The following is a 10,464-nucleotide window of genomic DNA, read 5'->3' as shown; positions in this document are numbered from 1 at the left end:
GCCGCCTGCCCTGATGTGGCGGTGTCTGACGTGGCTGCTAGAGCGCATGAGCGCGAAATAACAATGCTTGGTATCGGATAAGGCGAGACAGGAATTCCCATGGTCGAATCGGCGAATGAGATCGCTATTGTCGGAATGTCGTGCCGGCTGCCGGGCGCTTCCGACCTCGAGAGCTTTTGGCGGCTGCTGCGCGATGGTCGCGATGCCATCGGCTCCGCTCCCGCCGACCGTCCTGGAATCGACGAGACGGCCGGATTCCTCGATTCGGTATCAGAATTCGATGCCGACTTCTTCGGTGTGCCGCCCAACGAAGCGCGGTCGATCGATCCTCAGCAGCTCCTCGGGCTCGAGCTGAGTTGGGAGGCGTTGGAGGACGCCGGCTTCGGCGACCGGACCGGCGCGCGGGCAGGGGTGTTCCTGGGCTGCACCGGAACCGATTTCGCCGAAATAGTGGCCGCGCAAGGCAAATCCGGTGTCGGCAGGCATTCATTGCAGGGTGTCGGTAGGGGTGTGGCCGCCAACCGGATCTCCAACTACTACGGGTTCACCGGCCCGAGCATCGTCGTCGACAGCGGGCAGTCCTCGTCGCTGGTCGCGGTGCACCTGGCCTGCGAATCGGTTCGCAGCGGCGAATGCGACGTGGCGCTGGCAGGTGGGCTGAACTTCATTCTCTCGCCGTTGAGCGGCGAGCGCTATGAACAATTCGGTGCGCACTCGCCGTCGGGAAAGTGCTATACCTTCGATGAACGCGCTGATGGCACGGTGCGCGGTGAAGGTGGCGGCGTCATCGTGCTCAAGCTGTTGGCGCGTGCGATCGCCGACGGAGACCGGATCTACGCGGTGATTCGGGGTAGTGCGGTCAACAGCGGCAACGAACGTCAGGTGTTGAGCGCGCCCAGTGCGGCGTCGCAAAAGACAGTTATTCGGGCGGCACTAACGGCGGCCGGGGTGGACGGCTCGTCGGTGCAATATGTGGAGTTGCACGGAACCGGCACGCCGGCGGGCGATCCGGTGGAGGCGACGGCCCTGGGCGAGACCTATGGCGTGGGGCGGCCCGTGGACGCGCCGTTGGCCGTCGGTTCGACCAAGACGAACATCGGACATCTGGAAGGCGCCGCGGGGATCGCCGGCCTGATCAAGACGGCGTTGTGCCTGCGGCATCGAGAACTGGTGCCCAGCCTGAACTTTCACACCCCGAATCCGCGGATCCCGCTCGACGAGCTGGGTTTGCGGGTGCAGACCGCGCCGGACCACTGGTCTGCCGCGGCGCTGCGCCGAGCGGGGGTGTCGTCGTTCGGCATGGGCGGCACGAACGCCCATGTGATTCTGGAGGAAGCTCCCGTGCCCTTTGCGGGCGAAGGGCCCGCCGGGCGGTCATCCGGCTCGCGGCCTCTGGCGTGGGTGTTGTCCGGACAGAGTCCGGAGGCACTGCGGGGGCAGGCTGTTCGGCTGCGGGAGTGGTTGGCCGATCATCCGGAGGCCCGTGCCGTCGATGTGGCGTATTCGCTGTCGCGTTCACGCATGCCGTTGGAGTGGCGAGGTGCTGTGGTCGGGCACGAGGTCGACGCGATGGGCGCCGGGTTGGCCGTGTTGGCCGATCCGACGGCGGCACCGGCTGCCGGTGCTGCCTTGGCAGTGACGGGTCGCGCCGGGTCCCGGCGGGCGGTTTTCGTGTTTTCGGGGCATGGAAGTCAATGGGTGGGGATGGGCGCGGCGTTGTTGGCGTCGGGGGGTGTGTTCGCGGAGTCGATCGCGGAGTGTGAGGCGGCGTTGGCGCCGTTCGTGGGTTGGTCGTTGACAGAGGTGCTGCGGGGGGAGGCGGGTGCGGCGTCGCTGGACCGGGAGGATGTGCTGCAGCCGGTTTTGTTCGCGGTATCGGTGTCGTTGGCGCGGTTGTGGCGGGCCGGTGGGGTGGAGCCGGCCGCGGTGGTGGGGCATTCGCAGGGCGAAATCGCGGCGGCGGTGGTGGCCGGCGGGTTGTCGTTGGCCGATGGGGCACAAGTGGTGACGGCGCGTTCTCGTGTTCTCACCGAGGTGTTGTCCGGTTCGGGCGGCATGGCGTCGGTTGGTCTGGCGGCGGACGCGGTGGCCGACCGTGTGGCGCCGTTCGGTGATCGGTTGTCGGTCGCGGCGGTGAACGGACCGGGGCAGACGGTGATATCGGGCGAGTCGGAGGCGTTGGCCGAGTTTCTTGCCGGGTGTGCGGCCGATGGAGTGTGGGCGAAGCAGGTTCCGATCGATTACGCGTCGCATTCGGCGGCGGTAGAGCCGATCCGGGATCGGTTGCTGGCCGAGTGGGCGTCGATCCGCCCGAAATCGGGTTCGGTGCCGTTCTTTTCGACGGTGACCGCGGAGTTTATGGACACAGCGGGGTTGGATGCCGGGTATTGGTATCAGGGCCTGCGAGAACGGGTGCGCTTCGCCGAAGCGATCGAGGCGTTGATCCGTCTCGAGATGAACGCATTCATCGAAACCAGCCCGCACCCGGTGGTATCGGCGGCGATCGAGTTGACTGCGGGCTCGGTCGGCAAAGCCGACCACGTGGCTGTCCTGAGCACGCTGCGGCGTGGCCATGGCGGCCCGGAGCAATTCGCCGCCGCACTGGCACACGCCTACTGCGTCGGGATCGACGTGACACCGGAGGTGTTGGCCGCACCCGCCGCGCGGGTGGACCTGCCGACGTATGCGTTCCAACGGCGGCAGTGCTGGACGCCGGGGGGCGTGGCAGTCACGGGGTCAGGCGATGTAAGCCGCGCCGGGCTGATCTCCCCGGACCATCCGGTGCTGGGCGCCGCGGTCTCGGTGGCGGGCCGGGACGAATGGCTGTTCACCGGTCGACTCACGCCCGACGTGCACCCTTGGCTTGCCGACCACGTGATCTTCGGGTCGCCTGTGGTGCCCGCCGCGGTGTGGCTGGAAGCCGCGCTGAGCGTAGGCGCGCGCGTGGGCGCCGGATCCGTGACGGAACTGCGGCTCTCCGCGCCGCAGGCCCCGCTCCTGCCGCCGCGCGCCGCGGCGTTGAACATCCAGGTGAGCGTCGCCGCGCCGGACGACCGCGCGCGCCGGACATTCACCATCCACGCCCGTCCTGACAGCGCCGCACTCGTCAGTGAGCGGTCGGGTGACGGGTGGGCCGCCGCATCCGAAGGCGACATGCCGCAATGGCGGCAGTATGCGACGGGCGTTCTCGCTCCGCATTCCGACGACACGCCGTTGTGGTCGGGTGGCGACTGGCCGCCCGCGGCGGCAGAGCTGGTGGCAGCCGAGGAGCTGTACGACCGGCTGGCCGCCCGCGGTTTGGGCTACGGTGTGGCGTTTCAAGGAGTCACGGCGGCCTGGCGACGCGGTCGAGAGATGTTCGCTGAAGTATCGCTCGATGAGAGCGTAAGTGATCGAGACAGGAGTTTCGGCATTCACCCGGCATTGCTGGATGCGATGCTGCACGTCGGCGTGGAGGTGCTCGACGAGACCGGCGACGGCGCTGTGATGCCGTTGGCGTTCAACGGTATTCGACTTTATCGCGACGGCGTCGACGCGGCGCGGGTCCGGATCGACCGGGTGAGTCCAGACACCGTTCGGGTCACGGCCGTCGCCGCCGACGGTGAGCCGGTCCTCACTATCAAGCAGCTGGTGCTCGAAGCAGTCGAGCCTACGGCTGCGGATGCGCTTTCGTCGGATAAAAGCACGCAGGGGCAGGCGACGCCGCAGCGCACTGTTTCTCGGACCCGGAGGCGGCGCGCTGTGGTGGCGGGTCCGTTGGCGCCACGGTTGTTCGCCGTTTCCGGGCACGAACGCGACGCGCTGGTGTTGGCGGTGGTGGCCGAGCAGGCGGCGGCGGTGCTCGGCCATGATTCGGCCGAGGCCATCCATCCGGATTTGCCGTTCACCGCGTTCGGGTTCGATTCGTTGAGCGGACAAACGCTGCGGAATCGCCTAGTAGCGGCCACCGGGGTGGGGTTGCCGACGACGTTGATATTCGACCACCCGACCCCTACGGCGGTGGCACGGTTGGTGCGTTCGCGGCTCGAAGGCGTGGATCTGGATGTGCCGCGGGTGACCCGCCGGACTCGCTCCGATGAGCCGATCGCGATCGTCGGGATCGGCTGCCGGTTTCCGGGTGGTATCGGGTCGGTCGAGGACCTGTGGGACCTCGTCGCGGCGGGTGGGGATGTGATCGCGCCGTTCCCGTCGGATCGGGGATGGGATTTGGAGCGGTTGTTCGATCCTGATCCGGACAAGCCGGGCACCGTGTACACCCGCGAAGGCGGGTTCCTGACCGATGCGGGCGCTTTCGACGCGGGATTCTTCGGTATCGGTCCGCGTGAGGCGGCCGCGATGGATCCGCAGCAGCGGCTGATGCTGGAAGTCTCCTGGGAAGCATTGGAAGACGCGGGGATCGACCCCGCCGCACTGCGCGGCACCGACACCGGCGTGTACGTCGGCGCCTCATCGTCGGGGTACTCGCGCGGGGTGACCGGCGAGTATGAGGCTTTCCGGTTGACCGGGACGTCGCACAGTGTGATATCCGGGCGTGTCGCTTACGTTTTCGGCCTGGAGGGGCCTGCGGTCACGGTGGATACCGCGTGCTCGTCATCGCTGGTCGCGCTGCATCTAGCTTGCCAGGCGCTGCGTCAGGGGGAGGCGTCGTTGGTGCTGGCGGGTGGTGTGAGTGTCGCGGCGAGCCCGAGTTTGTACGTGGATTTCGCGCGTCAGCGGGGGTTGGCGGCTGATGGGCGGTCCAAGGCGTTCGCCGCCGCCGCCGACGGTGTGACGTGGTCGGAGGGTGTGGGTGTGCTGGTGGTCGAGCGCCTGTCGGACGCGCAGCGTTCGGGCCACAATGTGTTGGCGGTAGTGCGGGGCAGTGCGATCAATCAGGACGGTGCGAGTAATGGTTTGACCGCGCCGAACGGTCCATCGCAGGAGCGGGTGATCGCGGCGGCGTTGGCCAGTGCCGGCCTGGAGCCATCGGATGTGGATGCGGTAGAGGCGCACGGCACCGGAACGAGGTTGGGTGATCCGATCGAGGCGCAGGCACTGATCGCCGGCTATGGGCGGGATCGCGAGCAGCCGTTACGGATCGGGTCGGTGAAGTCGAACATCGGGCACGCCGTCGCTGCCGCGGGCATCGGTGGTGTGATCAAGATGGTTGCGGCTTTGCGGCACGAAACACTGCCGAAAACACTGCATGTCGACGCGCCGACACCACATGTGGACTGGTCCGCGGGATCGGTGCGGCTGTTGACCGAGGCCGAGCCCTGGCTCGCGAATGGGCGGGTGCGCCGGGCCGGGGTGTCGTCATTCGGGATCAGCGGCACCAACGCGCATGTGATTCTCGAACAAGCACCACCGACCGCACCGTCGCACGACGAAGGCTCCGGTGCCACCGTTGAACCGGCCGTGGTCGGCGAGGTGGTTCCGCTGCTGATCTCGGCCAAATCCGACGACGCGTTACGTGCACAGGCGGGTCGCTTGCGGCGGTGGCTGATCGACCGACCGGAGGTCGAAATCTGGAGCACCGCGCATTCGTTGATCGAGGCGCGGGGGCATTTCGATCACCGTGGCGCGGTAGTCGGCGGCGATCGGGAACAGTTGTTGGCGGGCCTCGCGGATATCGCCGCGGGCCACGCGGCGTCCGCCGTCATCACGGGGCAGATCACAGCAGGTAAGACAGCTTTCCTGTTCACCGGCCAAGGGGCGCAGCGCGCCGGTATGGGTGCGGGGTTGTACGCGGCGTTCGACGTGTTCGCGGCGGCGTTCGACGAGGTGTGCGCCCATATCGATCCGCTGCTCGACTGGTCGCTGAAGGACCTGGTGTTCGATCCGAGTAACGCGGCACTGTTGGACCTCACGGAGTTTACGCAACCTGCGTTGTTCGCCTTCGAGGTGGCGTTGTTCCGGCTGATGGAGTCGTTCGGTGTGGTGCCGGACGTGCTGATCGGACATTCGATCGGGGAGTTGGCAGCCGCGTATGTGGCGGGGGTGTGGTCGCTCGAGGATGCGTGTGCCCTGGTGGTGGCACGCGGGCGGTTGATGGGGGCGCTGCCGCAAGGCGGGGCGATGCTGGCGGTGGCGGTATCCGAGGACCGGGTGGCCACGGTGCTTGCCGAGTTCGCCGACCAGGTGTCGATGGCGGCGGTGAACGGTCCGTCGTCGGTGGTGTTGTCCGGGGATGTGTTCGCGATCGACAAGATCGAAGACAAGCTTGCCGTGGAGGAGGTGAAGACCTCCCGGTTGCGGGTCAGTCATGCGTTCCATTCGGTGTTGATGGAGCCGATGCTCGACGAGTTCCGGGGTGTGACTGAAGGTTTGACCTATCACCAGCCGACCGTCCCCATCGTGTCGAACGTTTCGGGAGTCGTGGTCGGTGCCGAGCTGACCGACCCCGGCTACTGGGTCGAGCAGGTGCGTGGCTGTGTGCGGTTCGCGCCGGGGATCGACACCCTGGTCGAGGCGGGGGTGCGGCGGTTTGTGGAGATCGGACCGGATGCGGTGCTGTCCGCGATGACTCGGCAATGCCTTGCCGAGACTTCGGACATCGAGGCCCGCTCGACAGTGATCGCGGCCAGCCGACGCTCGACCGACGAGCCGACCCAGTTCGTGTCTTCCTTGGCGCGAGCACATGTCGCGGGAGTCCGGGTGGACTGGACGCCGTTGTTCGCGGGCCGCTCGGTGGATCGCGTGCCATTGCCCATGTATGCGTTCCAACATCAGCGGTACTGGTTGCGGCCGGTCGGCGTGCCGGACGTGTGGCAGTCGGGCCTCGACGATGCGGGACATCCACTGTTGGGCGCGATGGTGCGGCTGCCGGATTCCCAGGACGTGGTGTTCACCGGCAGGCTGTCGCAAGCCGGTCATCCGTGGCTGGCCGACCATGCTGTCGCCGGAGTGACATTGCTGCCCGGCGCCGCCTTCGTGGAGCTGGCGCTGCACGTGGGGACGATGGTGGAGTGCCCGCGACTGGCGGAGCTGGTGATCGAGGCGCCCCTGCCGGTGCCGTCCGCCGGAACCATCGAGCTGCGGGTGGTGGCGGGCGGACCGGATGAGACGGGCGTGCGGACAGTGTCGGTGTACTCGCGCTCACGCGGCGACGACGAATCCAATCGAGCCGAGCACAGCGAGTGGGTCCGCCACGCGGTCGCGACGGTCACTGCCCAGTCGGACATACCGTCAGTCGACCCGAGTGTGGCGAATTGGCCGCCGGTTGGCGCGACGGCGATGGAGATCGCTGACGCCTATGCGGATCTGGTCGAGCGGGGCTATGAGTACGGACCGGTGTTCCGGGGACTGACCGCCCTGTGGCGGCGCGACGGCGAGGTGTTCGCGGAGGTCGTGCTGCCGGAGGCCGCGCGATCGGGTGCCGTCGAATTCGGCGTGCATCCAGCATTGCTGGATGCCGCGTTGCACGCGATTCTGCTCGGTGAGCTGGTTCCCGGCACGCGGGCCGGTGAGGTCGCCGTTCCGTTCTCCTGGGAGAACGTCGCGCTGCACGCGACGGGGGCGAGCGCACTGCGCGTCCGCGCGGCCGTGACCGGCTCGCCGGGAGGCGAGCGGATCGCGGTGACGCTCGCCGACGCCGCGGGTATGACAGTGGCCGAGGTCGGGGCGCTGACGCTGCGGCCGATATCAACCGACGCGCTGGGCTCGGCGCAGCAACGGACCGACGGCATCGGCTACGGTGTGGACTGGGTCGCGCTGCCAACGGTCGAGGTCACCGCCGCCGAAGCTTGGAGCTCTGCCGAGGACGGTGAAACCGTCACGATCGCGGGACGGGTCGCGACTGTGCTGCGGCTCGACGCGGCTTCCGACGGTGGTGATCTCCCTGCGACGGTGCGGGATTCGGTCACCCTGCTGGCGGCGCGAGTGCAGCGCCTGCTGACCGGAGACCGGGTCGTCGTGGTGGTGTCCCGCCACGCGGTGGCAGTACACCCAGGTGAGCCGGTGGACCTGTCAGCGGCGGCGATGTGGGGTCTGCTGCGCACCGCGCAGAGCGAGAACCCGGACCGGATTCTTATTGTCGATATCGATGACTGGGCCGACTATCGGCACGGCGTGGTACTGGCCCTCACCCGCACCGGGGAACCCCAGCTGGCGCTGCGGCGCGGGACGGCGCATGCGCCGCGGCTGAATCGAGGTGGCTCGGATCCGCTCGGGGTCGCCGCAGTAGCGAACACCCCGGCGTGGGCCCTCGGGCTGCTCGGCAAGGGCACGTTGACGGGGGACAACTTCAGCCTGGTCGATGATCTGGGCGCGTTGGGACCGCTTGGGGCGGGGCAGGTCCGGGTGGGTATGCGGGCGGTCGGCCTCAACTTCCGAGACGTGCTGATCACGCTCGGCACGTATCCCGACGCGGATGCCCGAATCGGCTGCGAAGGAGCTGGCGTCGTGCTGGAGGTCGCGCCCGATGTGACCGAATTCGCGCCCGGCGACCGGGTTTTCGGGTTCATTTCGGGTGCCGGGTCGGTTGCGGTGACCGATCGCCGACTGCTCGTGCCGATCCCACGTGGCTGGTCGTTCGCGCAGGCCGCCGCGATACCGATCGTCTACGCGACCGCCTACTACGGCCTGGTCGACCTGGCCGAGGCGCAACCCGGCGAGACACTGTTGCTGCACGCGGCTACCGGCGGTGTCGGCATGGCGGCCGTCCAGCTCGCACGGCATCTGGGTCTGCGGCTGCTGGTCACCGCGAGTGAGCCCAAGTGGAATGTGCTGCGTGATATGGGGTTCGACGATTCGGAGATCGGTGACTCGCGCACTCTGGATTTCGAGCGGAAGTTCCTCGAGGTTACCGACGGTCGCGGTGTGGATATCGTGCTGGATTCGCTGGCCGGCGAATTCGTGGACGCGTCGTTGCGATTGTTGCCGCGCGGCGGTCGGTTCGTCGAGATGGGCATGATCGACCGGCGTGATCCGGCCGAGGTGGCCGCCGAACACCCGGGGGTGAGCTACCACAGTTTCATGCTGCTGGACGAGGATCCGGATCGGCTGCACGAGATCCTGTCGGCGCTCGTCGAACTCTTCGACGCCGGGACGCTGGCGCCGTCTGCGACCACCGCGTGGGACCTGCGGCAGGCGCCCGAGGCCTTCCGGTACCTCAGCCAAGCCCGGCACATCGGCAAGAACGTCCTGACTGTGCCGACGCCGTTGCGGCCCGAGGGCACCGTGCTGATCACCGGTGGTACCGGGGGCCTGGGCGCGGTCGCCGCGCGGCACCTGATCACCGAGTATGGCGTGCGGAGGCTGGTGTTGGTGGGTCGGCGTGGTCCGGACACCCCCGGTGCGGACGAACTGCGAGCTGAGCTTGTCGCGCTCGGTGCGCAGGTGGACGTGGTCGCCTGCGACGCGGCCGACCGGGTCGCGTTGGAGGCGGTGCTGGCGGCGATACCGGCGGAGCATCCGTTGACCGGCATCGTGCATGCCGCGGGTGTGCTGGCCGATGGCCTGCTGGCCACCATGACGCCGGAGCAGATCGCGGAGGTGCTGCGGCCGAAGGTGGACGCGGCGTGGAATTTGCACGAGGCGACCAAGGACCTGGATCTGTCGGTGTTCGTGTTGTATTCCTCGATCGCGGGTGTGATCGGCAGCCCTGGGCAGGCCAACTATGCCGCCGCCAACGTCTTCCTCGATGCGTTGGCGCAACACCGGCATGTGACCGGTCTGCCGGCGACGTCGGTGGCGTGGGGGCCCTGGCAGCAGAGCACCGGCATGACCAGCGCCCTCAGCGACGCTGACCTCGCCAGGTGGCGGCGCGACGGTTTCCTTCCGTTGGGCGCCCAGGACGGCATGTCGCTGTTCGACGCGGCATTGACCGCGGGGCGGTCCGCGTTCGTAGCTGCCCGGGTCGACCGGAACGCGCTCGCCGAGACTGGTTTCGATGATCTGCGCGCGGTCATGCGCGGCTTGTCGGGGCCGTCGCGGCGTCGCGTGAGCAGCCCGACGAGCCAGGCGCCGAATCTGGCGGCGCAACTGCTCGGCCGTTCGGCAGTCGAGCAGGAACGCGTCATCCTCGACGTGATCAGCGTCCAGGTCGCGGCCGTCCTGGGCCACAACGGTGCGGACTCGAGCGCCCCCGACAAGCCGTTCAAAGATCTCGGATTCGACTCGCTCGGTGTCATGGAATTCCGCAATCGGCTGAAATCGGCTGCCGGCGTGCAGTTGTCCGCGACCGCGCTGTACGACTATCCCACCCCGGCGGAACTGGCCGGCTACATCCGTCAGGATATCGCTCCGACCGACGACTCCGCGGAGCGCATCGCGGCCGAGGTCCAGACGCTGGCGCGCAGTTGCACATCGGCCGATCTGTCGCCTACGGACCGTTCGGACATCGCAAGCAAGCTGACCGCGATCCTGCACGAACTCGAGGGCAGGGGCGGGAGCGAGATCGACCTGGCCGGCAATGTCGACGGCCTCGAAAACGCAGATGACAGTGAGCTTTTCGATTTCATCGACAATCTCGGCTGAACTTAC

At 67.8% G+C, this 10,464-nt stretch carries 1 protein-coding gene; it reads left to right on the top strand.

What is annotated here, in order from left to right; genetic code table 11:
- The first annotated feature begins 99 nt into the window (after positions 1 to 99).
- Entirely contained in the window at positions 100 to 10,458 is a 10,359-nt protein-coding gene (locus OH799_RS08365; RefSeq protein WP_406277442.1) for a type I polyketide synthase, read from the top strand.
- Positions 10,459 to 10,464 lie beyond the last annotated feature (6 nt).

The organism is Nocardia sp. NBC_00881, from assembly GCF_045207455.1.
Classification (GTDB): domain Bacteria; phylum Actinomycetota; class Actinomycetes; order Mycobacteriales; family Mycobacteriaceae; genus Nocardia.
This window is presented reverse-complemented; position numbering and strand designations above follow the sequence as displayed.

Bases quoted from the DNA above. Each gene is read 5' to 3' on its own strand.
- OH799_RS08365 (WP_406277442.1), top strand. From the start codon at position 100: ATGGTCGAATCGGCGAATGAGATCGCTATTGTCGGAATGTCGTGCCGG.